This is a genomic window from Microbacterium canaveralium, assembly GCF_047238045.1.
Taxonomy (GTDB): domain Bacteria; phylum Actinomycetota; class Actinomycetes; order Actinomycetales; family Microbacteriaceae; genus Microbacterium.
The window spans coordinates 2,399,359-2,423,663 of the sequence record NZ_JBDFMA010000003.1; the positions used below are offsets into that span (position 1 = coordinate 2,399,359).

22 protein-coding genes and 1 tRNA gene are annotated in these 24,305 nt (G+C 69.0%); 11 read left to right on the forward strand and 12 right to left on the reverse strand.

Going from position 1 to position 24,305, the window contains the following annotated elements:
* Positions 1 to 9 precede the first annotated feature (9 nt).
* From ABC271_RS12455 to ABC271_RS12470, 4 genes are all read left to right on the forward strand, one after another.
* Complete coding sequence (locus ABC271_RS12455) at positions 10 to 2,733, forward strand: transglycosylase domain-containing protein (protein WP_412925162.1); 2,724 nt, start codon at positions 10 to 12, stop codon at positions 2,731 to 2,733.
* Complete coding sequence (locus ABC271_RS12460) at positions 2,730 to 3,653, forward strand: metallophosphoesterase (protein WP_412925163.1); 924 nt, start codon at positions 2,730 to 2,732, stop codon at positions 3,651 to 3,653. The genes ABC271_RS12455 and ABC271_RS12460 overlap by 4 nt, the downstream gene beginning before the upstream one ends.
* An 81-nt stretch (positions 3,654 to 3,734) precedes the next feature.
* A complete protein-coding gene (locus ABC271_RS12465) occupies positions 3,735 to 5,282 on the forward strand; it encodes a hypothetical protein (RefSeq protein WP_412925164.1) in 1,548 nt (515 codons plus the stop codon).
* Between the two features lie 135 nt (positions 5,283 to 5,417).
* Positions 5,418 to 5,494: transfer RNA gene (locus tag ABC271_RS12470), tRNA-Pro, on the forward strand.
* A gap of 80 nt (positions 5,495 to 5,574) precedes the next feature.
* Here the strand turns inward: ABC271_RS12470 and ABC271_RS12475 are convergent.
* Positions 5,575 to 6,633, reverse strand: a complete 1,059-nt coding sequence (locus ABC271_RS12475) for a LacI family DNA-binding transcriptional regulator (RefSeq protein WP_412925165.1) — start codon at positions 6,631 to 6,633, stop codon at positions 5,575 to 5,577.
* Between the two features lie 123 nt (positions 6,634 to 6,756).
* On the opposite strand from ABC271_RS12475, the gene ABC271_RS12480 reads away from it, so the two are divergent.
* From ABC271_RS12480 to ABC271_RS12505, 6 genes are all read left to right on the forward strand, one after another.
* Positions 6,757 to 7,866 carry a substrate-binding domain-containing protein gene (locus ABC271_RS12480; RefSeq protein WP_412925166.1) on the forward strand — a complete coding sequence of 370 codons (1,110 nt, stop codon included), beginning with the start codon at positions 6,757 to 6,759 and terminating at the stop codon, positions 7,864 to 7,866.
* Positions 7,867 to 7,928: 62 nt separating this feature from the next.
* Positions 7,929 to 8,981 (forward strand): ABC transporter permease, encoded by a 1,053-nt coding sequence (locus tag ABC271_RS12485; RefSeq protein ID WP_412925167.1) that lies wholly within the window; start codon positions 7,929 to 7,931, stop codon positions 8,979 to 8,981.
* Complete coding sequence (locus ABC271_RS12490; protein WP_412925168.1) at positions 8,978 to 9,757, forward strand: ATP-binding cassette domain-containing protein; 780 nt, start codon at positions 8,978 to 8,980, stop codon at positions 9,755 to 9,757. The genes ABC271_RS12485 and ABC271_RS12490 overlap by 4 nt, the downstream gene beginning before the upstream one ends.
* Positions 9,754 to 10,050 (forward strand): putative quinol monooxygenase, encoded by a 297-nt coding sequence (locus tag ABC271_RS12495; RefSeq protein WP_412925169.1) that lies wholly within the window; start codon positions 9,754 to 9,756, stop codon positions 10,048 to 10,050. Before ABC271_RS12490 ends, ABC271_RS12495 begins: the two co-directional genes overlap by 4 nt.
* The gene (locus tag ABC271_RS12500) at positions 10,047 to 11,000 is read left to right on the forward strand and encodes a carbohydrate kinase family protein (RefSeq protein ID WP_412925170.1); all 954 of its coding nucleotides are present in this window, start codon (positions 10,047 to 10,049) and stop codon (positions 10,998 to 11,000) included. The genes ABC271_RS12495 and ABC271_RS12500 overlap by 4 nt, the downstream gene beginning before the upstream one ends.
* A gap of 220 nt (positions 11,001 to 11,220) precedes the next feature.
* Positions 11,221 to 11,994, forward strand: a complete 774-nt coding sequence (locus ABC271_RS12505; RefSeq protein WP_412925171.1) for an HAD-IIB family hydrolase — start codon at positions 11,221 to 11,223, stop codon at positions 11,992 to 11,994.
* A 7-nt stretch (positions 11,995 to 12,001) separates the two neighbouring features.
* On the opposite strand, the gene ABC271_RS12510 is transcribed toward ABC271_RS12505, so the two are convergent.
* From ABC271_RS12510 to ABC271_RS12545, 8 genes are all read right to left on the reverse strand, one after another.
* A complete protein-coding gene (locus tag ABC271_RS12510; protein ID WP_412925172.1) occupies positions 12,002 to 12,823 on the reverse strand; it encodes a siderophore-interacting protein in 822 nt (273 codons plus the stop codon).
* The gene (locus ABC271_RS12515; protein WP_412925173.1) at positions 12,820 to 13,557 is read right to left on the reverse strand and encodes a FadR/GntR family transcriptional regulator; all 738 of its coding nucleotides are present in this window, start codon (positions 13,555 to 13,557) and stop codon (positions 12,820 to 12,822) included. The genes ABC271_RS12510 and ABC271_RS12515 overlap by 4 nt, the downstream gene beginning before the upstream one ends.
* Before the next feature lie 65 nt (positions 13,558 to 13,622).
* Positions 13,623 to 14,651 carry a UDP-glucose 4-epimerase GalE gene (galE, locus tag ABC271_RS12520; protein WP_412925174.1) on the reverse strand — a complete coding sequence of 343 codons (1,029 nt, stop codon included), beginning with the start codon at positions 14,649 to 14,651 and terminating at the stop codon, positions 13,623 to 13,625.
* Between the two features lie 40 nt (positions 14,652 to 14,691).
* Positions 14,692 to 15,297 carry a thymidine kinase gene (locus tag ABC271_RS12525; RefSeq protein ID WP_412925175.1) on the reverse strand — a complete coding sequence of 202 codons (606 nt, stop codon included), beginning with the start codon at positions 15,295 to 15,297 and terminating at the stop codon, positions 14,692 to 14,694.
* A 7-nt stretch (positions 15,298 to 15,304) separates the two neighbouring features.
* Positions 15,305 to 16,777, reverse strand: coding sequence for a malate:quinone oxidoreductase (locus tag ABC271_RS12530; protein WP_412925176.1), 1,473 nt, complete (start codon positions 16,775 to 16,777; stop codon positions 15,305 to 15,307).
* Between the two features lie 100 nt (positions 16,778 to 16,877).
* On the reverse strand, positions 16,878 to 17,948 hold the full coding sequence (locus ABC271_RS12535; RefSeq protein ID WP_412925177.1) for an aspartate-semialdehyde dehydrogenase: 1,071 nt from the start codon (positions 17,946 to 17,948) through the stop codon (positions 16,878 to 16,880).
* A gap of 81 nt (positions 17,949 to 18,029) precedes the next feature.
* Positions 18,030 to 18,620 (reverse strand): DM13 domain-containing protein, encoded by a 591-nt coding sequence (locus ABC271_RS12540; protein ID WP_412925178.1) that lies wholly within the window; start codon positions 18,618 to 18,620, stop codon positions 18,030 to 18,032.
* 65 nt (positions 18,621 to 18,685) lie between these two features.
* On the reverse strand, positions 18,686 to 19,972 hold the full coding sequence (locus ABC271_RS12545; protein ID WP_412926160.1) for an aspartate kinase: 1,287 nt from the start codon (positions 19,970 to 19,972) through the stop codon (positions 18,686 to 18,688).
* Between the two features lie 173 nt (positions 19,973 to 20,145).
* Here ABC271_RS12545 and ABC271_RS12550 point away from each other — a divergent pair, with 173 nt between their 5' ends.
* Complete coding sequence (locus ABC271_RS12550) at positions 20,146 to 21,543, forward strand: threonine/serine exporter family protein (RefSeq protein ID WP_412925179.1); 1,398 nt, start codon at positions 20,146 to 20,148, stop codon at positions 21,541 to 21,543.
* A gap of 16 nt (positions 21,544 to 21,559) precedes the next feature.
* Here the strand turns inward: ABC271_RS12550 and ABC271_RS12555 are convergent, their stop codons facing one another.
* The 3 genes from ABC271_RS12555 to ABC271_RS12565 all read right to left on the reverse strand — a co-directional run bounded on the left by ABC271_RS12555 (position 21,560) and on the right by ABC271_RS12565 (position 24,266).
* Positions 21,560 to 22,393: a hypothetical protein gene (locus ABC271_RS12555; protein WP_412925180.1), complete on the reverse strand. Its 834-nt coding sequence runs from the start codon at positions 22,391 to 22,393 to the stop codon at positions 21,560 to 21,562.
* 10 nt (positions 22,394 to 22,403) lie between these two features.
* On the reverse strand, positions 22,404 to 23,177 hold the full coding sequence (locus ABC271_RS12560) for a phosphate ABC transporter ATP-binding protein (RefSeq protein WP_412926161.1): 774 nt from the start codon (positions 23,175 to 23,177) through the stop codon (positions 22,404 to 22,406).
* 246 nt (positions 23,178 to 23,423) lie between these two features.
* Entirely contained in the window at positions 23,424 to 24,266 is an 843-nt protein-coding gene (locus tag ABC271_RS12565; RefSeq protein WP_412925181.1) for a sortase, read from the reverse strand.
* Positions 24,267 to 24,305: the final 39 nt, after the last annotated feature.

The following is a 24,305-nucleotide window of genomic DNA, read 5'->3' on the forward strand; positions in this document are numbered from 1 at the left end:
ATCAAGCCTATGCCTGAGAACAAACGTACGGCCAGCCGCGCCCTCGGGGGCATCGTCGGCCTCGTCGGTCTGAGCGCGGCCGCCGGTGTCCTCGTGACCGCGGCAGTGACCCCGGCTATCGCCGTTTCGGGCCTGGCCGCGTCGAGCGCAATCACGATCTTCGACAACATGCCGAGCTACCTGCAGCCCGACAAGCTGATGCTGCCGACGACGCTCATGGCCGGCGACCAGGTCCTCACGAAGTTCTACGACCAGAACCGCTCGCCCGTCACGTTCGACCAGATCAACCCGGTGATGTACGACGCGGTGCTCTCGTCGGAAGACCCCCGCTACTACCAGCACGGCGGCGTCGACCTCATCGGCACCACGCGCGCGCTGCTCAGCAACGCGGCTGGCGGCGAGACCCAGGGCGGATCCTCGATCAGCCAGCAGTACGTCAAGAACGTGCTCGTGCAGCGGTGCGAGCGCAGCGCGCGCGCCACAGATGCCGTCGAGGCGACCGACACGACGCCCGCAATTCCCGCGATGACGCGCGACGAGGCGCTGCAGAAGTGCGCGCTCGAAGCGATCCAGGCCGACGGCGTCGAGGGCTACCAGCGCAAACTGCAGGAGATGCGCTACGCGGTGCAGCTCGAGAAGCAGTACACCAAGGACGAGATCCTCCTCGGCTACCTCAACATCGCCAACTTCGGTGGCGTGACGTACGGCATCGACGCCGCGGCGAAGCGCTACTTCAACGTTTCGGCCGCCGACCTGAACATCGGCCAGGCCGCCGTGCTCGCCGGCATGGTGCAGAACCCCAACCGGTTCCGCATCGACCTCCCCGACGGCTCGATCGTCGACGGCGACGGCGTCGCGTACAACAAGCAGCCCGATGGCTCCATCGACGATGTCGACCAGGGCACGATTCAGGCGCTCTACACGCTGCGCGACAACGGTGAGATCACGCAGGAGCAGCTGGTGGCGGCCGCCGACGGCTACAGCGAGACCAAGGGCCGTCAGCTGTATGTCCTCAGCCGAATGGAAGACGACGGCAAGATCACCCACGAGCAGTTCGTCCAGTACGCGCTCGAACCGATCACGCCCAACATCTCGTCGACCTCACAGGGGTGCGCGGTCTCGGGGGCTCCCTATTTCTGCCAGCTCGTCGTGGCCACGATCCTGAGTGACCCTGCATTCGGCACGGAGCCGGACGACCGCGTCCAGGCCTTGCGGCAGGACGGTCTCACCATCCAGACGACGCTCGACCTGCGGATGCAGGACGCGGCCCAGAACGCCATGAACGAGATCGTGCCGGCCAGCGACGACAGGCTGAAGCTCGGGTCGACCGCGCTCAGCATCGAAGCGAAGACGGGGCGTGTTCTGGCTGTCGCGCAGAACACGAGATTCCCGGAGGATCCGACGCAGTCCGAAAACGATCCGTCCTACAGCTCGATCGTGTTCGCCGGCAACAGCGAGATCGGCGGCTCGATCGGCTTCAGCGCGGGATCGACCTTCAAGCTCTTCACCCTGGTCGATTGGCTCGAGAAGGGCCACTCCCTCAACGAGCAGTTGAACGGGCGCCTGCAGCCGGTGCCCAACATGAAGAACTCGTGCACGGGTCCCTGGGTCAACACCACCCGGTACCAGATCCAAAACTTCGACGACAATCCGGGCTACTACGGCACCCCCTTGCGATTCACGAAGGAGTCGCTGAACACGGGCTATCTCGCCATGGCCGCGCAGCTCGACCTCTGCGACATCGCGAACGTCGCGAAGAAAATGGGCGTCGGCACCACCGGTAACGGCAAACCGATCACGATGGAGAACGCCAACGAGATCATCGGTAGCGACAACGTCTCGCCCCTGGATATGGCGGGAGCCTTCGCCACCGTCGCGAACGGCGGGTCGCACTGCCAGCCGAAGCTGATCGACAAGGTGACCGACTCCGACGGCGCGGAGCGCCCGATTCCCGACCGCAAGTGCGAGCCGGTCCTCACGCCCGAGATCGCCTCCACCGCCGCCTACGCCCTTCAGGGAGTCATGGCCAGCGGCGGAACGGGCGCCACGGCGAACCCCCAGGACGGTACTCCCCTCCTCGGCAAGACCGGTACGCACGAAGCCCACGAGACGTGGATGATCGAGTCGTCCACCAACGTGACCACCGCGGTCTGGGTCGGCAACTGGGATGGCGGCCAGGAGACCCTGTTCCGCAAGTACGCCAACGGGTATCAGCTGAGCGACATGCGTTACGCGGTGGCGCGGCAGGTGCAAAGCGCGGCGGACGAGTTCTACGGCGGCGACCGCTTCCCCGATCCCGCCCAGAACCTCTTGCGGGTGCAGCTGCGCGACGTGCCCAACGTCGTGGGTCGCAGCCTCGATGACGCGCAGTCCGCGCTGAGGAACGCCGGGTTCGGCGTGACCGTCGGAGAGCCGGTCGACGCCGAGTTCGGCGGAGACCGCGTGGCCGCGCAGAACCCGAGCGGGCAGGCCCCCGTGGGCGCCACCATCACGATCTCCCCGGGGAACGGCCTGGGCGGAACGGTTCCGGACGTGACCGGGCAGAACGTGAACACGGCGCGTGCCGCGATGCTCAACGCCGGGTACGGAAACGTGGCGATCGGCAACTGCAAGAAGGAAGGCTCCGCCCCGCCCGAGGGTCAGGTGACGAGCCAGAACCCCGCCGGCAACACGCCCGCCAACAAGAACACGACCGTCGTGTTCGACGTCGTCGCGAAGGACTGCCCGTCGTGACGGGACCCGTCGCCAAGGCCGCCCTCGCCCCCGTCGCGGTAGCGGGGGCGGCCGCGGTCGGCGCCGCGGTGTGGGGTGTCGGCGTCGAGCGGTACCTGTTCACCGTCCGGTATCACGCTCTGCGCGTTCTCCCGCGCGGCTCCGACGCGGTGCGCGTGCTGCACGTCTCCGACGCGCATATGGCTCCGTGGCAGCACCGCAAGCAGGAATGGATGGAGCGGCTCGTCGAGCTCTCGCCTGACCTGATCGTCAACACCGGCGACAACCTGGGCCACCGCGACGGCCTGACCGGCATCCGTCGAGCGTTCGCGCCGCTGCGCGGCGTCCCGGGAATCGTGGTGCACGGATCGAACGACTACCAGGAGCCCTCGCCCCGAAACCCGCTGCGCTATCTCACCGGCCCCTCCGGCAGCCAGCCCGAGCACAAGCATCTCGACGTCGACGCTCTCGACCGCTTCTTCACCGACGACCTCGGCTGGAACATCCTCGACGACACCGCCGTCTCAGTCGATGTGAAGGGCGTGCGGGTCACCGCCTTCGGTGTGAACGACGCGCATCGCAACTGGGACAAGCCCGAGCTCATCCCCCCGGTACTTTCGGGCCTGGATGCCGCCGACCTCACCCTCGGCGTGATGCACGCGCCGTACCGACGAACGCTCGACCGTTTCGTCGATCTGGGTGCCGACGTGCTGCTGGCCGGTCACACGCACGGCGGACAGGTGCGCGTGCCTTTCAGCCGGAAGGCGCTCGTGTCGAACTGCGACCTCCCGCTCGACCAGGCCCGAGGCCTCAGCCAGTGGAGCCACGACGGCCGGACGGTACCGCTGAACGTCAGCGCGGGGCTCGGGCACTCCATCTACTCGCCGGTGCGGTTCGCCTGCCGACCCGAGGCGACGCTGCTCACGCTCCTGCCGCGCTGACCCTTCCTCCCCCGTCGACGAAAGGGCCGATCCATTCACGGATCGGCCCTTTCGCGATTCTATTGCATGCCGAGAAATCGCATGATCGAGGCTCCTCGACCGAAGGGACTCTCGATGCACCATCCCCCACCGCGACGGCGCCGCCTCCCGCTGACGGCTCTCGCCCTCGCCCTCGCCGCCGCCGGACTCGTTTGCGGCCCCACCCTCGTGGCCGCGCCCGCCCACGCCGCTGACCGCGGGGTGGGGTTCGGAACCTGGGCGCCACTCTCGATGACCGGATGGCACGGGTCCATGCGCGTCGGCGACCAGCAAACCTATTGCATCCACCCCGGGTTGCCCCTCGCGACGGGAACAACGACCGATCAGGGAATCCGTGCGGATGCCAACGGGCTGAGTCCGCAACAGCTCGTGTCGATCAACTATCTCGTGACGACCTACGGGCAGACCGACGATCCGGTGCAGGCGGCCGGCGTCGGCTGGGCGGTAAAGGCCATCGTCGATCGCGATACCACGTTGCATTCGTGGGGCTACGAGGGCGACTCCTTCCGGGAAGCGATCGACTACATCATGCGCCGGGCCAGTCCGGAGAACAGCGCGGCGATCCAAGACCGCGCCGAACGCTATCTGGCCGAAGCGGCAACGATCCGCGTCCCTCGAATCGGGGGGACTCTCCAGCTCACCACAGACCCCGACGATCCCACGCGCGGGAGCGTCGCCGCGGACGTGGACCCGGACGCGACCGGCGGCCTGCACCTGGACGGCGCGGTCTTCGCCGACACGGGATCCTCCGATCGCACCTCGGTGACGCCGGGGATGGCCTACCCCATCCTGGCTTCCCCGCCGTCAGGTTCCGACGGTCGCCCGTACACGGTTCGCGCCCGGGGCGCTTTCACCGTTCGAGCGGCTGCCGTCCGCTACTTCACCACACCCGGGCAACAGGAGTCTGCGGGCCCTGCCGAACCCGCACGCTTCGATCTCACCGCCCAGGACGCGACCCCGCGCGCCGTGCGGTTCTCCCCGCGCATCCAGACGGTGGCTCGACTGGAAGGCGGACGCTTCGTCGACGACGTGTCGTTCGCCCCCGGCGAGGGCATCTGGCCGCGGCACACCGACGGGACATTCGTCCGGCTTCGGGCGCGTGCCGATGTGTACCGCACGGGCGCATATCCCGCTGAGTCACGCGAGATCCCCGCGGGGCTCGAACCCGTCGCGCGCCTCGAGCTGACGACCGACCCGGCCACGGGGCCCGGCACGTACACCACGAGCACCACGGATCCGCTCCCGGGCCCGGGCGTCTACACCGCCGTGTGGCGCATCGAGCTCGCCGACCAGGATGCCGAGACGCTCCCTCATCTGCCGACTCGATACCGGTGGATCGAGAAGTTCGCGACGCCCGCACAGACCCAGCAGGTCGTGCAGCCCCCGGCCCCACCGGTGCCGACTCCGACACCGACGACCTCGCCGACTCTCGCACCGCCTCCGGCGGCGCAGCCACCGACCACTCCCCTAGCGGCGACGGGCGTCTCCTCTGCGGGGCTCGCGGCGGGCGGAAGCGTCGGAGCGGCTGCGGTCGCCGCCGGTGTCGCGGCCATCGTCCTGGCGCGACGTCGCATACTGACCCGCATCTGAATGCCATAGGCCCGAAACCGGAACCAAATTTCGTCGGGCGGGCGCGAGGTGCTCACCGCACCCTCCGCGACGCGCCCGCCCGCCACCCCGGTTCGGAGCACGGTCACGGACGGGGTAGACTATTCGGGTTGGCCACGGGGTGTGGCGCAGCTTGGTAGCGCGCGTCGTTCGGGACGACGAGGCCGCAGGTTCAAATCCTGTCACCCCGACCAGAAAGCCCCGGTAGATCTGAGGATCTGCCGGGGCTTCGTCGTTCGCGCCGACGAGTGGAGAGCTTCCGCAGCGAGCGCCGTCAGGGCGTGCGCAGCGGTGGCCGGATCTCCCCCGAGCCGCGTGCAATGAGGTCGACAGGCACGACCTGCCTGCGTGGCGCGAGACGTTCGCCGGCGTCCAGCGATTCGAAGAGGAACCGCGCCGCCTCGGCCCCGAGTTCTTGCGGCCGTTGCGCAACCACGCTGACCCCCGGATCCATGAGGTCGGCGAGATCGACATCGTCGAACCCGATCAGCGCGACGTCACGGTGACGACCGAGACGGCGCAGCGCGTGCAGCGCGCCGATGGTGATGAGGTTCTGAGCGCTGACGATCGCCGTCGGCGGCACGGGACGGCCCATCAGCGACATCACGGCGCGCTCGGCCGCCGCGGCGTCCGAAAGGTCGGCCACGACGACCACCGACGAGGCATCGAGCCCGAACTCGGCGATCGCTTCACGGAAACCCTGCTCGCGCTCGCGCGCGGTCCAGATGTCGCGCCGGTCCAGAAGCAGGGCGACGGAGTGATGCCCGAACCCCAGCACGTGCCGTGTGGCCAGGCGTGCGCCACCGACGTTGTCGGAGTGCACCACATCAGCCGCATAGTCCGACGGCTGCCGGTCGACGAAGACGATCGGCATGCTCTGGGGAACAAGATCGTGCAGGTACGCCTGGCTGGGCGCCACGCACGTCAGGATCAGACCGTCGACCTTGCGGCGCACGAAAGCGCTGATCGCGGCCAGTTCTCGCTCCGGCTCGTCGTCGAGGCTCGACGCAAAAACGGCGACGTCGCGGTGAACGGCGATGTCTTCGATGGCGCGGTGGATCGTCGCCGAGAACGGGTTGGCGACGCTTCCGAGCAGGACGCCGAGAGACCGCGTGCGGGTGAGGGTGCGCCGGAGGTTCGCGGCGTGCGCGTCGGGCTCCCATTTCAGCTCCGCGATCGACGCGCGCACACGCGCGGCCGTGGCGCTGGCGACATTCGGTTCGTTGTTGACGACCCGTGAGACCGTCTTGATCCCCACGCCGGCGTGCCGAGCGACGTCGCGAATGGTGATGGACGCTCCGCGGCCGCCCGACGTGGATGATAACGGTGTCATAACTCCGGGCTCGCTTGAGAATTTCGTTCTTGCACTCTATCGGTCGCTGCGCTACACCTGTTCCTGACACCGTTGTCAGCACGGTTTCGAAGACGCAACCAGCGACCTTGAAGGACTCCCACCATGCCTCTGCACATGAAGTCTCGCCGCACCCTCGCCCTCGCGGCATCCCTCGCGACGATCACCGCCCTCTCCCTCACCGCCTGTTCGCCCGCCGGCTCCGCCGCTCCCGCAGCCACCGCGGGAGCCGATGAGCAGGTCGGTGTCACCCTCATCGTCAAGACGACGAGCAATCCCTTCTTCGTGTCGATGGAGGATGCCGCCAAGGCCGACGCCGAGAAGGCGAACGTCAAGCTCACCCTCGCCGCCGGCAAGAAGGACGGCGACACGGACAGCCAGATCCAGGCGATCGAGAACGCCATCTCTCGCGGCGACAAGGGCATCCTGATCACCCCGAACGGCCCCGCGGTCATCAACGAGATCGAGAAGGCCCGCAAGGCGGGGCTCTACGTCATCGCCCTCGACACCGTTCCCGACCCGGCCGACTCGGTAGACATCACCTTCGCCACCGACAACTTCGCCGCCGGCGAACTGATCGGCAAGTGGACGGCAGAAAAGCTCGACGGCAAGCAGGCCAACATCGCGATGCTCGATCTGTTCAGCGACCAGATCGTCACGGTCGACACCGCTCGCGACCAGGGCTTCCTCAAGGGCCTTGGGATCACCGTGCCCGACCCGAGCAAGAACGGGTCGGAGGCGGCATCCGGCTCCTACACCGGCGGCAAGGGCGGCCAGTACACCATCGCCGGCCACCAGGCCACGCAGGGCGCCGAGGACGGCGGCCGCTCCGCGATGGAGACGCTGCTCTCGAAGGACCCGAACATCAACGTCGTCTACACGATCAACGAGCCCGCCGCCTACGGCGCCTACCAGGCGCTGAAGGCCGCCGGTAAGGAGAAGGACGTCATCATCGTCTCGGTCGACGGCGGCTGCACCGGTGTCGGCTACATCAAGGACGGCATCATCGGCGCCACGGCACAGCAGTACCCCTCGAAGATGGCCTCGCTCGGCATGGAGGCGATCGCCGACATCGCCCGCGGCGGCGAGGCACCCAAGCCCACCGACGGTCTGGACTTCTTCAGCACCGGTCAGCAGCTCGTCACCGACCAGCCGCAGACGGGCGTGGACAGCATCACCTCCTCCGACGCCACCAGCACCTGCTGGGGCAAGTGACCACCCGGGGGCGCGCCGCGAGGCGCGCCCCCGACCTCCCTCCTGCGACCGGGAAGACCGTCATGTCAGATTCACGCACCACCGCCCCCCAGACCGCGCCGCCCACCTCCGCCCTGCACCTGGCCGACGAATTCCTCGCCCGCCAGACCCCGCTGCAGCGGTTGCGCGGCATCCTCTACCGCTACCCGGCCATCAGCCCCGCGATCGTGCTCATCGTCGCGATCATCGTCTTCGGCATCATCAACCCTCGGTTCCTCGCCCCCGCGAACCTGTCCCTCATCACCCAGCAGGTCGCCGTGATCGGCACCCTCGGTGTCGCTCAGACCCTGGTGATCCTCACGGCCGGCATCGATCTGTCGGTGGGCGCCGCGATGGTGCTGAGCTCCGTCGTCATGGGCAACGCCGCCGCCGGCCTCGGCATCCCCGGCCCGCTCGCCCTGGTGATCGGTCTCGTCGCCGGCATCCTGACCGGTGTCATCAACGGTCTGCTCGTCACGCGCCTGAACCTCCCGCCCTTCATCGTCACCCTCGGCACGCTCAGCGTGTTCACGGCGCTGACGCTGCTGCTCTCCAACGGTGCGACCGTGCAGGGCAGCGACCTTCCCGACATCGTCACCTGGACGGGGACGACCTTCCACATCGGCGTGGACGTCACCTTCGGCGTGTTCCTGATGATCCTGCTCTACATCGCGATGTCATACGTCCTCGGGCGCACCGCCTGGGGCCGCCACGTCTACGCCGTCGGCGACGACAAGGAAGCTGCCCGACTCAGCGGCATCCGAGTGAACCGCGTCCTCCTGAGCGTGTACATCGTCGCCGGAGCGGTCGTCGCGATCGCCGCATGGATCCAGATCGGTCGCGACTTCGGCTCCAGCCCCAACGCGGCCGTGGATGCCAACCTGAACGCCATCACCGCCGTCGTCATCGGTGGAATCAGTCTCTTCGGCGGACGTGGAAACGTGTGGGGAACGCTGCTCGGCGCCCTGATCGTGGGCGTCTTCCGCAACGGCCTGGCCCTCGCCGGCCTCGACGTGCTCTACCAGACCCTCGCTGTCGGCGTCCTCGTGATCGTCGCAGTCTCGATCGACCAGTGGATTCGGAAGGTGCGCAAGTGAGCACTGCAGCAACGGACACGCGGACCCCCGTCCTCTCGGCCACGCGCCTCGTCAAGACGTACGGCCACGTCGTCGGCCTGGACGGCGTGAGCCTCGAGCTCTACGCCGGCGAAGTGCTCGCCGTCATCGGCGACAACGGCGCGGGCAAGACGACCCTCATCAAGTGCCTCACGGGCGCCGAGATCCCCGACGAGGGCGAGCTGCGCCTGGACGGTCAGCCCGTCCACTTCCGCCGCCCGCAGGACGCACGGGATGCCGGCATCGAGACGGTCTACCAGTCGCTCGCGGTCTCCCCCGCGCTCGACGTCGCGGCGAACATGTACCTCGGTCGGGAGCTCCGTCGCCCGGGTCCCCTCGGATCCGTCCTACGCATGCTCGACACCAAGACGATGCGCAAGAACGCCCGGGAAGAGCTCAACCGTCTGGGCATCTCGACCCTGCAGGACGTCACCGTGCCCATCGAGAACCTCTCGGGCGGCCAGCGCCAGGCCGTGGCGGTCGCCCGGGCCGCGGCGTTCGGCTCGAAGGTGGTCGTGTTGGACGAGCCCACCGCGGCTCTGGGCGTGCGCGAATCGAACCAGGTGCTCGAACTCATCAAGCGTCTGCGCGACAGCGGCGTTCCCGTCATCCTCATCAGCCACAACATGCCCCACGTGTTCGAGGTGGCCGACCGCATCCACATCCAGCGTCTGGGCAAGCGCGCCGGCACCATCACGCCGACGTCGCACACCATGAGCGAAGCGGTCGCCATCATGACGGGAGCGCAGACCCTATGACCGCGAAGTACCTCTACGCCCGATTCCGCGCCGAGGAGGGCCACGGCGACGTCGTCGCCACGCTCCTGGCGGGCTACGGGCGCGACGTCTCGGCCGAACCGGGCAACATCCGCTTCGACGCCCACCGCCTCGCCGAGCACCCGGACAGCTTCTTCGTCTACGAGGAGTACGTGGATGACGACGCCTTCCAATCGCACATCGCCACGCCCCACTGCGCGGCGTTCAACGAGGCGCTCGCTCCCCACGTCGTCGGCGGCGGCTCGACCCTGACCTGGCTGGAGCCCGTGAAATGACCGCCCCCGTCCCCCCGGACCGCGCCCTCGTCATCGGTGAGGCACTGATCGACATCGTCGACCGCGCCGACGGGTCCGACGCCCACGTCGGCGGAAGCCCGCTCAACGTCGCCGTGGGACTTTCGCGTCTCGGCGTCGATGTGGTCTTCGCCACCGAATTCGCCGATGACGAGTACGGAGGACTGATCAGCGCCCACCTCGCCGGGGCGAACGTGGAGTCGGTGCAGACCACGACCCGGAGTGCACCCACCTCCACCGCTCGGGCACGCATCGGCAGCGACGGTTCGGCGACCTACCTGTTCGACCTCACCTGGAGCTTCGATCACCCCCCGCGCACCGACGGCTTCACCGTGGTGCACGTCGGCTCAGTCGGAGCGCTGCGACAGCCCGGAGCGCAGGGAGTCATCGAGCTCGTCGAGGCCCTCCCCCGGGACGTACTCGTCACGTTCGACCCGAACATCCGGCCCGCGCTTCTGCCGCGACGCGAAGAGACCCGCGCGCTCGTCGAGCGCTTCGCCGCGCGAGCGGACGTCGTCAAGCTCAGCGACGAGGACGCCGCATGGCTCTACCCGGAAGACCCGTCATCAGCACCGGTGCGATTGCTCGCGCAGGGACCGTCGATCGTCGCCGTGACACGCGGATCGGCGGGAAGCGATATCCACACGACGGGGCGGTTCGTGACGGTGCCTCCCTACCGCACCGCGGTGGCCGACACGATCGGTGCCGGTGACGCTTACATGTCGGGCATCGTCGGCGCCATCGTGCGCGGGGGCCTGAAACAACGGGTTCTCGATGGCTCCGTCGACCGAGCAGACCTGACGAGCATCGGCCACTTCGCCGCCACAGCGGCGGGTATCACCGTCAGTCGTTCCGGGGCGGTCCCCCCGACCGAGGACGAGGTCGCCGCCGTGGCAGAGGTGCCCTGGCGGAGCGCTTCCCTCGGGACGTGAGATCCGCCACCGGGCCGTCGGGGCCATGCGCCGGTGCGGGAAGAGATGTGCTCCCACCTGAGATAAGCACCATTCGTCGCCTCGGCTAGCATGGCAACAGTCTCGACCCGCGCTCCCGGGCACCCGCCCGCCGGACGCTCGAGGCCGATCGCAGCGAGGCTCCCCTACGGCGGAGCCTCTGCTGTGTCGAGATACCGACCTCACCGGCCCCAGGAGCACCGTGTCCGATACCTCGCCCCGTCTCGTCGCCTTCGACCTCGACGACACCCTCGCCCCGTCGAAGACCGCGATCGACCCGCGAATGGGCGATCTGCTCCTCGCCCTCGCCGACCGCGTCGAAGTCGCGATCATCTCGGGCGGGCAGCTCCAGCAGTTCCGGTCCCAGGTCGTCGATCGCCTGCCCGACGCGGATGCCTCGCTCCTCTCGCATCTGCACCTGATGCCGACCTGCGGAACGCAGTACTACCGTCTCGGCAGCGACGGCATCGAGACCGTGTACGCCCACTCGCTCACCGACGACGAGAAGACGCGCGCGCTCACGGCAGTCCGCGAGGAGGCCGAGCGACTCGGCCTGTGGGAGGCCGAGCCATGGGGCGACATCCTGGAGGACCGCGGTTCCCAGATCACGTTCTCCGCCCTCGGCCAGACCGCCCCGCTCGACGCGAAGATGGCGTGGGATCCCACCGGCGAAAAGAAGAACAGCCTCCGCGAGGCGGTCGCCGCTCGCATCCCCGACCTCGAAGTGCGCTCGGGCGGGTCCACGTCGGTCGACATCACGCACCGCGGCATCGACAAGGCCTACGGCATGCGTCAGCTGGCCGACGCCACCGGCATCCCCCTCGACGACATGCTCTTCGTCGGCGATCGTCTCGACCCGGACGGCAACGACTACCCGGTCCTCGCCATGGGCGTCGAATGCCACGCGGTACACGGGTGGGAAGACACCGCCGACTACCTCGACGCGCTGATCCCCACGCTGCCCCTGCGCGCCTGACCGGGGGTCAGAGGATCTTGCCGATGGGCTCGCGCTTCTCGGCCTGGAATCGGTCCTCGGTGCGACCGTACGCCCAGTAGCCCGACAGCGACACCTGCGACCGGTCCAGCGCCCACCCGGCGAAGAACACCTCGCGGAGGGCCTTCATCGCCTCGCGCTCCCCGTGCGCGAAGACCTGCCCGCGCCCGTCGGGTACCGTCCAGCCCGCGACGGCGTCGACGAGCACGCGGGACGTTCCCGCGGCGGGCTCGCCACGGTGGAGCCACACGATCTCGACGTTCTCGGGCGCCACGAGCCGGAGCTCGTCGCCGACGCCGGCCACCTCGAGGAAGGCTGCACCGCGCGCGTCGGGCCCCAGCGCTTCGAGCGCCGCGGCGATCGCCGGCAGAGCGGACTCATCGCCGGCGAACAGATGCCAGGATGCCTCGGGGTCGGGGGCGTAGCCGCCACCGGGCGAGGACACCACCATTCGGTCTCCCGGCTGCGCCGTGGCCGCCCAGGGGCCGGCGAGTCCCTCGTCGCCGTGGACGACGAAGTCGATCGAGATCTCGTCGCCGTCCACCGCACGCACGGTATACGTGCGCGTCACGGGCAGGTCGTCGGGCGCGAGGGTCTCGCGCAGCGCCGCGAGGTCGTAGGGCGGCTCGAGGCCCAGCTCGGGCTTCACGAAGGTGATCTTCACGTAGCGGTCGGTGTGCGGGCTCTCGCGGAACGCCGTGAGGTCGGCTCCGCGCGCACGCACACGGACGAGGTGCGGCGTGAGCCTCGAGGTCGACACGACCTCCAGCACGTGCTGCGGCCGCGGCGGCCGTGCGGGACGTTCATTCATGCGGCATCGGCCTCTCTCTTCGTCGCGTGCACGCCCAGAGCGACGGCCACCTGCGCGGAATAGCCCGCGATGTGCGCACGGATGCGGTCACGCGCAACGCTCGCGTCTCCGTCCGCCACCGCCTCCACGACCGCACGGTGCTCGGCGCGCAACCGCGCCGACGTCGACTCCCAGTCCTCCAGCAGCGCCGCTCCCGACTGGGTGTACGACTCGATCGAACTACGGAGCCCCGCCATCATCGCGGCGACCACCGCGTTGCCCGACGCCTCCGCGAGCGCTTGATGAAAGCGGGCGTCGAGCGCGAGGAAGTCCTCGCGCCGCAGGGCCTCGGCATCCATGGCATCCAGGATGCCGTGGACCTCGGTGAGGTCGGCGTCCGAGGCCGCGAGCGTCTCGGCGACGTCGCCCTCCAGCACGATGCGTGTGCGGACGACGTCGTCGAGGGGGAAGCCACTGGCCGCCACCTGGAGCCGGAGGAACGCGGCGAGACCTCCGCGCGGGGTGGTCACGATCATCGCGCCGGCCGAGGGGCCGGAGCCCGTGGCGGTGCGCACGACGCCGAGCACCTCGAGCACGCGGATCGCTTCACGCACGCTGGAGCGGCCGACACCCAGTTGCGACGCCAGTTCGCGCTCGGGGGTCAGACGATCGCCGGGCGCCAGTCGTCCCTCGCGGAGGTCGCCCTCGATGCGTTCGAGGACCACCTGCCACGCGCGCAGTTCGGAATCCGGCACGGCGTCTCCTTCGTCGACCACAGACCGCATTCTGTGGCCTGACCACACAACCTTACGCGCGCTGATCAGCCCTCAGACGGGGTTGCGTATCCCGCCGGGTTCCGTGTCTGCCAGTTCCAGTAGTCGCGGCACGCGTCGTCGATCGTCAGACGCGTGCGCCATCCGAGCACCTCGGCGGCCTTGGTCGGATCGCAGTAAGTCGCCGCGACATCGCCGGGACGCCGGGCGAGGATCTTCTTCGGCAGCTCGTGGCCGACGGCCTTCTCGAACGACGAGACGAGCTCGAGGACGCTCACGGGTCGCCCGGTGCCGAGGTTGAAGATCTGGTGACCGGGCTGCGCCTGCTCGAGAGCGATCACGTGCCCCTCCGCGAGATCGACCACGTGGATGTAGTCGCGGAGACCCGTGCCGTCGGGGGTGTCGTAGTCGTCGCCGAAGACGCCGATCTCGTCCAGGGTTCCGATCGCCACCCGCGAGACGAACGGCATGAGGTTGTTGGGGATCCCCGCGGGGTCTTCGCCGATCAGACCGGACGGGTGGGCCCCCACCGGGTTGAAGTACCGCAGCACCGTCACGTTCAGATCGGGGTTCACCCGGGCGACGTCGGCCAGGACGACCTCGTTCATGCGCTTGGACTTGCTGTACGCGTTGGAGAGATCGACACTCGTCGTCGACTCCTCGGTGAAGGGCAGATCGGCCGGGTCGGAGTACACCGTGCCCGTGCTCGAGAACACGAACGAGCGGATGCCACGGGCGATGCCGACACGCAGGAGGGCGAAGGTCGTGTCGAGGTTGTTGGAGTAGTACTCCAGCGGCTTCTGCGTGGACTCCCCCACGGCTTTGAAGGCGGCCAGGTGGATGATCGCGTCGATCGGACCGTACTCGTCGAACACGGCCGTGACGACGGAATCATCCGCGGCATCGCCCACCACCAGCGGCGCCGACTTGCCGGTGATCCGCTCGACCCGCTCCGCGGCGACGGGGTGGGTGCCCGACAGATCGTCGAGCAGGACGACATCGTGACCGGCCTCCAGCAGGGCGACGGCCGTGTGGGCTCCGATGTAACCGGCACCGCCGGCCAGAAGTACGCGCATGAGTCCAGGCTATCGGCCGTGGCCTCGCCGTCCGGCCGGGTCAGCGACCGTCGAGCCGCCCGCCGGACTCGCGCAGGTAGCAGGCGGCGCACATCGACTCGTACGTGACCTCGCCCTGGATCTGCCCCTCGTCGATGGCGACCTGGTCACCGTCGAACACGAATCGACCGCCGACCAGTCTCGCGTTGAAGATCGCCTTGCGTCCGCAGCGGCAGATGGTCTTGAGCTCTTCCAGGCTGTGCGCGATCTCCATCAGACGCGCCGACCCCGGGAACGCCTCGGTGCGGAAATCGGTGCGGATGCCGTACGCCAGCACCGGGATGCCGTCGAGCACCGCGATGCGCAGGAGATCGTCGACCTGCGCGGCGGTGAAGAACTGCGCCTCGTCCACGAGCAGGCACGCCACGGGCGCCTTTCCCGCCGCCTGGTGGAACACGGCCCGGAGGTCGTCGTCGGGGCCGACGAGGAAATCGACCGGGCGAGTGACGCCGAGCCGGCTGTCGATCTGATCGGCACCCTTGGTGTCGATCTCGGGCTTGGCCAGCAGCACTCGCTGGCCGCGCTCCTCGTAGTTGTACGCCGCCTGCAGCAGCGCCGTCGACTTTCCGGAGTTCATCGCCCCGTAGCGGAAGTACAGCTTCGCCATGAGCGACTCAGGCGTTGATCGCGAGCGCCTGCGCCGTGGCATCCAGTTCGGCGCGCGCCGCGTCGGGACGCGTGTTGAGCGTCTCGCCGTAGCTGGGGATGAGCTGACGCAGACGCGGCTCCCACTCGGGCATGCGCTCGGGGAAGCAGGTCTTGATCAGCCCGAGCATGATCGAGACGGCGGTCGAAGCGCCCGGCGAGGCGCCGAGAAGCCCGGCGATGGAGTGGTCGGCCGAGGTGACGACCTCGGTACCGAACTGCAGCACACCGCCCTTGTCCTTGTCGCGCTTCATGACCTGGGCGCGCTGGCCGGCGTCGAGCAGCTCCCAGTCCTCCGCCTTGGCGGTGGGCATGAACTCGCGAAGGCTGTCGACCTTCTTCGCGTGCGTCTTCAGCAGTTCGCTGATGAGGTACTTGAGCAGGCCGGGGTTGTCGACGGCGACCTTCAGCATCGGGAGGAGGTTGTGGGGTCGCACCTGGGTGACGATGTCGAGCATCGACCCGTTCTTCAAGAACTTGGGGCTGAAGGTCGCGAACGGTCCGAACAGCAGCGAGGTCTCACCGTCGACGACGCGGGTGTCGAGGTGCGGCACCGACATCGGCGGGGCGCCGACCGAGGCCTGCGAGTACACCTTCGCGCGGTGCTGGGCGACGATGGCGGGGTTCGAGGTCTTCAGCCACTGGCCGCCGATTGGGAAGACACCGTAGCCCTTGATCTCGTCGATGCCGGATCGCTGAAGCAGCTTGAGCGCCCAGCCGCCGGCACCGACGAAGACGAACTTCGCCGTGATCGTGCCGGGGGTGTGGCCGATGGTGTGGCGGTACGAGACCTGCCAGCGACCGTCTTTCAGCTTCTTGAGCTTCTTGACCTCGTGGTTCGTGACGACCTCGACGCCCTTCTCACCCAGCCCGGCGAAGAGCTGACGCGTGAGCGACCCGAAGTCGACGTCGGTGCCCGCCGGCACGCGGGTGGCGGCGAACGGCTCACCCTTGCGGCGCTTCTGCATGAGCAACGGCGCCCACTGGTTGATGACGCGCGAGTCCTCGCTGTACTCGATGCCCGCGAACAACGGCTGCTGCTTCAGCACCTCGTAGCGCTTGCGGAGGTAGGCGACGTCCTTCTCGCCCCGGACGAACGTCATGTGCGGGGTGGGGTTGATGAAGGTCGAGGGCTCGTCGAGGACGCCCTCGGACACCAGCGATGCCCAGAACTGACGGCTCTGCTGGAACTGCTCGTTGATCGTGACGGCCTTCGACGGGTCGAGCGGCCCGTCGGGGTTGTCGGGCATGTAGTTCAGCTCGCACAGCGCGGCGTGACCCGTACCGGCGTTGTTCCACGCGTTCGAGCTCTCCTGCGCCACGTCGCTCAGCCGCTCCAGCACCGCGATCTTCAGATCGGGCTGAAGATCCTTCAGCATCGTGCCGAGGGTGGCGGACATGATGCCGCCCCCGATGAGGAGAACGTCGACGTTTTCGGTCACCCGTCGATTCTAGGTGCCGGTCGCAGGTCTCTCGACATCGAGAGATCGGTCCCTTCGATGTCGAGACAACGCGGGGCTCACGGCATCCGGATGCCGGGACTCAGGCGTGCGCGAGAAGCCCCTGTGCGACGAGCTCGGCGATCTGCACGGCGTTCAGCGCGGCACCCTTGCGGAGGTTGTCGTTGCTGATGAACAGCACGAGGCCCTTGCCCTCGGGTGCGGACTGGTCGGCGCGGATGCGACCCACGTAGCTCGGGTCGGTCCCGGCGGCCTGCAACGGCGTCGGCACCTCTTCGAGACGGACACCGGGCGCATCGGCGAGCAGCTCGCGCGCGCGTTCGGGCGTGATGTCGCGCGCGAACTCGGCGTTGATGCTGAGGGAGTGCCCGGTGAAGACGGGGACACGAACGCACGTGCCGGCCACGCGCAGGTCGGGCAGCTCGAGGATCTTGCGGCTCTCGTTGCGCAGCTTCTTCTCTTCGTCGGTCTCGTTCCAGCCGTCGTCGACGAGGTTGCCCGCGAACGGGATGACGTCGAAGGCGATGGGGGCGATGTACTTCTCGGGCTGCGGAAAGTCCAGCGCCGAGCCGTCGCGGACGAGACGCTCGACGTCGCCCTGGGCGAGCACGCCCTCGACCTGGCCGAGGAGTTCCTGCGCGCCGGCGAGGCCCGAGCCCGAGACCGCTTGGTACGTGCTGACGATGAGACGCTCGAGACCCGCTTCGGCATCCAGCACCTTCAGGACGGGCATCGCGGCCATCGTGGTGCAGTTGGGGTTGGCGACGATGCCCTTCTTCGCCTCGGCGATCGCGTGCGGGTTGACCTCGCTCACGACGAGCGGAACCTCGGGGTCCATCCGCCACGCGCTCGAGTTGTCGATCACCAGCGCGCCCGCCTCGGCGAAGCGCGGAGCGTGCGCGCGGGAGCCGGTGGCGCCGGCCGAGAACAGCGCGACCTCGACGCCGGACGGATCGGCCGTCGCGACATCCTCGATCACGATCGAGTGGCCGCCGAAGTCGAGCGAGGTGCCCGCCGAACGCGCGGTGGCGAACAGTCGCAGCTCGCGAATCGGGAACGACCGTTCCGCGAGGATCTCCAGCATGACGGAGCCGACCTGACCGGTGGCGCCGACGACGGCGAGCGAGATTCCGGAATCGGAGATGCGGGTCATGCGAAGTACCTCGGGATTCTTGGGTGAGATCCAGATTCTAGCGGCCCTCGACACGCCGGTCGGATCGCCGCCGCGCGCTGCTCACGCGAGGGCTGCGGCACCGAACGACACGGCGAACCGCTCGCACCACAGATCGACCGTCCGGAACAGGGAGAGATCGACCTCGGCCGGGATGTCGTAGAGCTGATCGCCGAGGTTGCCCTTGATCGGCCCGAGGTCGACGTGGTCGTATCCCGCCGCGGTGAACCACCCGTCGGCGCCCTCGACCACGGGGCCGGCGCTCAGCCAGACATGGACATCGGGGCCGTTCGAGGTCGCGAGGTCCACGAGGGCGAGCTGCCGCGATCCGTCGGGGTTCTGGATCACCCGGACCGCCCCGGTCGTTTCGTGCTCGTGGCTGATCAAGGTCCCGGCGAGGAGGTCGACGGGACCCGCGGGAGTCGTGGGCACCGCGAGTTCGGCCGGCTCCATGCGGGACGCGGCCGACGGCGTGGGCTGGACGGTCGACGCGATCGACGTGGCCGGCTCGGGGATCGCGTCGTCGACGCGCACGTCGACGAAGAGAAGCCAGGGCTGGAAGACCAGGCCCAGCACGACGACGACCGCCAGGGCTGCGGCTGCGCCGATCCCCCACCACCGCCGCGATCGGCGGATCGATCCCGTGCGTGCCATGTCGCGCTCCCTCCGGTGCGCGAAAGGTAGCGTGCCGACCTGCGGACCCGCTGAAAAGTCCGGGGTCAGCGGCCGGTGCCGGCGTGCACGGTCGCCTCGTTTTCGCCGTCGAGACCGAACGCGGTGTGCACGAGGCGCGCCGCCTCGGCGAGGTCGACACCGCGCACGACGACGGAGATACGGATCTCGGACGTCGAGATCATCTCGATGTTGACGCCGGCGAGGCTCAGCGCCTCGAACAGGGTCGCCGAGACGCCCGAGTGCGTGCGCATGCCCGCACCGACGACCGACAGCTTGCCGATCTGGTCGTCGTGCACGAGGCTCTCGAACCCGACGTCGGACTGCTCGGCGGCGAGCGCCTTCAGCGCCTGCGCGGCGTCGGTCTTGGGCAGGGTGAACGAGATATCGGTGCGGCCGGTGGCGGCGGCGGAGACGTTCTGCACGATCATGTCGACGTTCGCACCGGACTTGGCGACGATCTTGAAGATGTCGGCGGCCTTGCCGGGGACGTCGGGCACACCGATGACGGTGATCTTCGCCTGGCTCAGGTCGGTGGCGACACCGGCGACGATGGGCTCTTCCATGGTGGCTCCCTCGGGGACGAGCGGGGACTTCTTCGAGGCGTCGAGCACCCAGGTGCCCTCGCCCGAGCTGAACGTGGATCGGGCGTGGATGAGGACGCCGTGGCGGCGGGCGTACTCGACCGCGCGGATGTACAGCACCTTCGCGCCGTTGGCGGCGAGCTCGAGCATCTCTTCGCTGGAGACCCGGTCGAGCTTGCGAGCCAGCGGCACCACGCGCGGGTCGGCGGTGAAGATGCCGTCGACGTCGCTGTAGATCTCGCACACGTCGGCGTCCAGCGCGGCAGCGAGCGCCACGGCCGTCGTGTCGGAGCCGCCGCGGCCGAGGGTCGTGATGTCGCGGGTGTCGCGGTTGAACCCCTGGAAGCCGGCGACGATGACGATCGCGCCCTCGTCGAGCGCCTCACGCAGGCGCACGGGGGTGACGTCGACGATGCGCGCGGCGCCGTGGGTGGCATCCGTGATCATTCCCGCCTGACTGCCGGTGAAGGAGCGCGCCTCGAAGCCCATCGAGTGGATGGCCATGGCCAGCAACGCCATCGAGATCCGCTCGCCGCTGGAGAGCAGCATGTCGAGCTCACGCGGCGCGGGGATCGGAGCGACCTGCCCGGCGAGGTCGAGCAGCTCGTCGGTCGTGTCGCCCATGGCGCTCACCGCGACGACGACCTCGTGGCCGGCGCGACGCGTGTCGACGATCCGCTTGGCGACGCGCTTGATGCTCTCGGCGTCGGCGACGGAAGAACCGCCGTACTTCTGGACGATCAGCGCCATAAGGGGAACTCCCGGGAGGGACGGGCGTCGGGATGCCACGACGGGGCGTTCGGATGCCACGCCCGAAGGTTCATCTTAGAGCGGCCCGCATGCCGCCGACGTCATGCGGGGAGCCGCCCGGGTCGCGCGGTTAGGATCGTGGCGTTCCACCCCTCCCCCCGAGAGCGATCCGGATGCCCCCCACCACCGCTCGATGGTTGTCGTCGCTGCGCCGTCTCGTCCACGCCGAGGATGCCCTCGCGCCCGAGACGCAGCTCATCGCCGTGATCGACGAGACGCTTGCCACGCGCATCCTCGACCTCGCGATCCGCATCGGCGAGACGATGCTCGTCGTGGGCGCGTCCGCGAGCGATGTGACCGCCACGATCGTGCGAGTGAGCCGCGCCTACGGGCTCGACCCCGTCCACGTCGACGTCACCTACAACTCCGTCACGATCGCGCACAGCCTGCCGGGCGCCGCCCACCCGACGACGCTGCTGCGCGTGGTCCGCGGCTCCGTGCCCGATCACGCCAAGCTGCAGCGCCTGCAGGCGCTGGTCGCGGAGATCACCGACGGCCTCGAGCTGGATACGGCGATCGCGCGATGCCGCGCCATTCGCCGGCTCCCCTTCCGGTACCGCCCCGCGGCGGTCGTCGTGGCGCAGGCGACACTCGCACTCGGAGTCGCGATCATGTTCGGGGCGAACTGGCTCGCGCTGGTGCTCTCCTTCGTCGCGGCAGCCCTCGCCGCGACCACCCAGCACCTTTTCGCGAAAGCGCGCGTGCCGTACTTCTTCGCGCAGATCGCCGGCGGGTTCGTGCTGACCGTGGTCGCGGCGCTCTCGCCGCTGCTGCGCTACACCGCACTGGACGCGGCCGAGACCATTCGGCCGTCGGTGATCGTGGCATCCGGGATCGTCCTGATGCTCGCGGGACTCACCGTGGTCGGAGCGGCCCAGGATGCCATCGACGGCTTCGCGCTGACCGCGACCGGGCGCATCCTCGAACTCACGACCCAGACGCTCGGCGTGGTGCTCGGCATCCTCGCGGGTCTGGAGACGGTGCGCGTCCTCGGGCTCGGAATGTCACCGCCGTCCGCGGCGCTGCCGCTGGGGCCGCTGCCCCTGCAGTTCGTGGGCGCCGCGGTCATCGCGATCGCGGTCGCGATCTACAACGGTGCGGGCATGCGGATCGTCGTGGTGAGCGCAGCGTTGAGTCTGCTCGCCTGGGTGGGTTTCGTCGGCGCCTCCACGATCGGGTTCGAGGTGGCCGCGGCCAGCGGCGTCGGCGCCTTCCTCGCGAGCTTCCTCGGCATGGCCGTCGCCTACCGGCTGCATGTGCCTTCGGTGGCCGTCACGACCGCCGCGATCCTGCCGATGGTGCCCGGGGCGGCGGTCTTCCGCGGGCTTCTCGGGATCGTGGAGTCCGGCGACGACGCGGCGGTGCTGATGGCCGGCGTCACGACGCTCGCGGGCGCGGCGACCGTCGGCATCGCCCTCGCCGTCGGTGCCTCGCTCGGCATCTATCTCGGGCAGCCGGTGCGCGCGACGCTGTCCGGCGTCGTGCGGGCGCGGGCTCGAGCGCGGCGGTAGACGCCGCTGGAGCGACTCAGGTGCAGGCGCCGGCCTGGCGCCCCTCCGGCGTCTTCAGGAGCTCGAGATCGAAGTCGGCCCCGAACCGCAGGTGCTGATCGCGGACCGACACCTCGCGCACGCTGACGGCGCGCGGCAGACTCTCGGCGAGACACATCGGCGGCATCTGCAGAGAGGCGAGGCCCGCGTCGCCGACCCTCGCGCGGAGGTCGTCGGCGGTGACGGTGGTGCCCCCGATCGTGATGGATGCCAGGGCGACGCTCACCCAGCCGCTCTGGAACGCCGGGGTCAACGCCACGCCGACCGGGACACTGCGGCCCGAGGACGTCAGCGACGCGTCGAGCGTCATGTCCGCCCCGCGAAAACCGACCTGCATCTTCCCTCGCGCGTCGTCGGGGATGTAGAACGCGGTCGCCTGCGCCGATCCGAGGCTGTACACCGCAGAAATCCGCTCCATGTCCCAGTCGTCGCGCTCGTCGCCGTGCACACCTGTCAGAGTCGCCGTGACGTCGGCGGTACTCCGAGCGAACGGCGCGTTCGGGATCGACACCCGCACGGTCTCGTACCGGTTCACGATCCCCTGCAGCAGCACCGCGCCCTCGATGCTGACGCCGACGTGCTGCGTGGCCGGAAGCGACAGGTCATCGCGCACGTGGTCCTCGATGGACCGCTCGACATCGGCCCGCGTGATCGCCTCGGCGATCAACAGTGCGGCCGCCACGAACGCGAGAATCGTGAGCACGAGGAGCACGATCAGCCCGATCGGCGTCGAGGACTCGTCCTGCTCTTCCCCGGGTTCCGGCGCCGCGATCGGCGGGAGGACGTCGGTTGAGTCATCCACGAGGGTCATGCCCGTGCCCTTACCCGAAGCGTCCGTTGACGTAGTCGTACGTGCGAGGGTCGACGGGGGCGTCGAACATCGCCTCGGTGTCACCGTGCTCGACGATGTGCCCCGGCTGCCCCTGGGATGCCAGGAAGAACGCACACTGCTGAGACACGCGCTGCGCCTGCTGCATGTTGTGCGTCACGATGACGATCGTCACCTCGTGCTGGAGTTCCCCCATCGTCTCCTCGATGACGCGAGTGGAGGTGGGGTCCAGTGCCGAGCACGGTTCGTCCATGAGGAGCACCTTCGGCTTGATCGCGAGGGAGCGCGCGATGCACAGGCGCTGCTGCTGGCCGCCCGAGAGTCCGCCGCCCGGGGCCCGTAGGCGGTCCTTGACTTCCTTCCACAACCCGGCCGATGTGAGCGACCGTTCGACGAGGTAGTCCTTCTCGTCTCGGCTCGCGCGCACGCCGGTCAGCTTGAGTCCCGCGAGGACGTTGTCGTAGATCGACATCGCGGGGAACGGGTTCGGCTTCTGGAAGACCATGCCGATGTCCTTGCGGGCATCGGTGAGGCGGCGCACGGGGTCGTAGATGTCGTTCCCGTCGAGCAGAACCTCACCCGCGAGAGAGGCGGACGGCACCAGCTCGTGCATGCGGTTGAGGATGCGAAGGAACGTGGACTTGCCGCACCCCGAGGGCCCGATCAGCGCTGTCACCTGGCCAGCCGGCATCGTGAGCGACACGCGGTCGAGAACCTGGTGGTCGCCGAACCATGCCGTGATGCTGCGCGCCTCGAGCGTCGCCAGTGGAGCCTGCGAGGCGAACACCTCGTGCGGCGCCGGCTGGACCGCGACAACCGGAACGCCGCTCGATCCGGCCTCGGATCCCCCGCGGTTCCGGCGAAGGGGCTCGGAGACCGGCGCGGGCGGGACGACGGTGGTGATGTCCTCCTGCGCGGCCGGGGTGGCGGGCAGCACGGGGCCGGGGGGCGTCAGGTCGGGTGTGCCCCCGATGACGCGGGTGATGTCGTCGGACATGGATGCCTCTCAGAGTCAGAGGAGGTTGGGAAGAAGGAGCGTGACCTGCGAGGCCGCGAGGAAGCCGGCCAGGAGCAGGACCGGGACGAAGACGATCCACGTCCGCTGCGCGCCGAAACGCCGGAACGCCCACACGGCGGCCAGTTCGGCGGCGATCAGGAACTGCAGGGCGAAGACGAGGCCCCAGACCGTCGTCGTGTCGGTCGCCATCGGTCGCTGCTCAGGGGGCAGAGCGGCGGTCGTCGTCACCCGCGCGCCGCGTGGCTGTGCCGTACCGACCAGCCGCGCATCGACGTACGCCACGCCGGTGGGGATGTAGGGGGCACCGCGCGCGGTCATGAGCACGAGGCGGCTTTCGCCCGGGCGGAGGTTCGGCAGTGTCGGGTCGCCGGCATAGCGGACGCCCACCACCGAGAACTCCTGCAGGCCCTGCCCGGTGCGCACGGTGATGGCATCCCCGGGGCTCAGCGACTGGATGCCGGAGAACGGTCCGCCGAACGCGGCGCTGCGCGCCTGGAGGAAGCTGACCCCCGCCTGCCCGGGAAGGATGCTGTCCCGCTGGTGACCGATCCCCTGGGCGGTCTCGGCGGAAGATGTTCCCTCGACGATCACTTCGTGCAGACCCAGTCTCGGGATCTCCATGATGCCGACGGGTGCCCCGTCGGGCAGGAGATTGTCGTCGAACGTGTACTCGCTCACGGGGGCCGTTCCGGCCAGCAACTGTTCGCGGAACTGATCTCCCACGCGCTGCTGAGAGACGAGGTGCTGGATGTGGCTGAAGACCGTGACGTTGAGCACGAACATCAGGGTGAGCACGGCCGCGAGGGCGACCGCGGCGCGGACGACGGACTCCGTCACGGTCAATGGCGGGGGCGCCGTCTTCGTGCGCGGGGGACG

Coding starts and splice junctions, on each gene's coding strand:
- ABC271_RS12455 (WP_412925162.1), top strand. CDS start 10: ATGCCTGAGAACAAACGTACGGCCAGCCGCGCCCTCGGGGGCATCGTC.
- ABC271_RS12465 (WP_412925164.1), top strand. CDS start 3,735: ATGATCGAGGCTCCTCGACCGAAGGGACTCTCGATGCACCATCCCCCA.
- ABC271_RS12475 (WP_412925165.1), bottom strand. CDS start 6,633: ATGACACCGTTATCATCCACGTCGGGCGGCCGCGGAGCGTCCATCACC.
- ABC271_RS12480 (WP_412925166.1), top strand. CDS start 6,757: ATGCCTCTGCACATGAAGTCTCGCCGCACCCTCGCCCTCGCGGCATCC.
- ABC271_RS12485 (WP_412925167.1), top strand. CDS start 7,929: ATGTCAGATTCACGCACCACCGCCCCCCAGACCGCGCCGCCCACCTCC.
- ABC271_RS12495 (WP_412925169.1), top strand. CDS start 9,754: ATGACCGCGAAGTACCTCTACGCCCGATTCCGCGCCGAGGAGGGCCAC.
- ABC271_RS12500 (WP_412925170.1), top strand. CDS start 10,047: ATGACCGCCCCCGTCCCCCCGGACCGCGCCCTCGTCATCGGTGAGGCA.
- ABC271_RS12510 (WP_412925172.1), bottom strand. CDS start 12,823: ATGAATGAACGTCCCGCACGGCCGCCGCGGCCGCAGCACGTGCTGGAG.
- galE (WP_412925174.1), bottom strand. CDS start 14,651: ATGCGCGTACTTCTGGCCGGCGGTGCCGGTTACATCGGAGCCCACACG.
- ABC271_RS12525 (WP_412925175.1), bottom strand. CDS start 15,297: ATGGCGAAGCTGTACTTCCGCTACGGGGCGATGAACTCCGGAAAGTCG.
- ABC271_RS12535 (WP_412925177.1), bottom strand. CDS start 17,948: ATGACCCGCATCTCCGATTCCGGAATCTCGCTCGCCGTCGTCGGCGCC.
- ABC271_RS12540 (WP_412925178.1), bottom strand. CDS start 18,620: ATGGCACGCACGGGATCGATCCGCCGATCGCGGCGGTGGTGGGGGATC.
- ABC271_RS12545 (WP_412926160.1), bottom strand. CDS start 19,972: ATGGCGCTGATCGTCCAGAAGTACGGCGGTTCTTCCGTCGCCGACGCC.
- ABC271_RS12550 (WP_412925179.1), top strand. CDS start 20,146: ATGCCCCCCACCACCGCTCGATGGTTGTCGTCGCTGCGCCGTCTCGTC.
- ABC271_RS12555 (WP_412925180.1), bottom strand. CDS start 22,393: ATGACCCTCGTGGATGACTCAACCGACGTCCTCCCGCCGATCGCGGCG.